1 protein-coding gene is annotated in these 659 nt (G+C 34.9%); it reads left to right on the top strand.

What is annotated here, in order from left to right:
* Positions 1-456: preprotein translocase subunit YajC (gene yajC / locus ACFINC_RS11075; RefSeq protein WP_375617233.1), on the top strand; the 456-nt coding region annotated here is incomplete at its 5' end.
* Positions 457-659 lie beyond the last annotated feature (203 nt).

The following is a 659-nucleotide window of genomic DNA, read 5'->3' as shown; positions in this document are numbered from 1 at the left end:
ATTACGAACGCTTATGCTCAAAGTGCAGGCGATGTTTCCAGTGGAATTTCATTTGTTAACGCTATCCCATTCATTTTAATTTTTGCAATTATGTATTTTTTTGCCATTCGCCCACAGCGCGCCCAAATGAAAAAACGGCAGGAGATGCTTAATGCAGTACGTCGTGGTGATACAGTTATAACAGGTGGTGGTATTATCGGCAAGGTTACGAAGGTTCACGACGAGAGTGGAGAACTAGAGGTTGAAATTGGTGAGAGTATGAATATTCGTGTTGTTCGTTCAACATTAGCGGATGTCCGTGTTAAAGGTCAGCCGATTGCAGAAAAAAAATCAAAACTTAATGCTAAAACGAAAACGCTACAAAAGTCTAAGTCTAAAAAGACTGTGATAGAAAATGTGAGTATCTCTAAAGAGGAAAAAACTTTATCAAAAGAAAATAAGGAAAATGCATCTTAAAGTGTAAGTGCAATTTATACCATTTTGAAAGTATTTTTATAAAAAATATCGAAATATAAAGACAATTTCATTAGGAGGAATGTTTTTTATAGTCACGACAGAAAGTGGTGTCTTTGTTTTCTGTAGGCGATTAAAACGGTTGCTTTATTTATAGGATATTACGACAAGTTTTCCTGTCTTTTAAACAATTCACTCATTTCCAT

This window comes from Bartonella sp. AP58NXGY, from assembly GCF_042195785.1.
Lineage (GTDB): Bacteria > Pseudomonadota > Alphaproteobacteria > Rhizobiales > Rhizobiaceae > Bartonella.
Note: the sequence above shows the minus strand (reverse complement) of the source record. Positions and strands in the feature narration are given on the sequence as shown.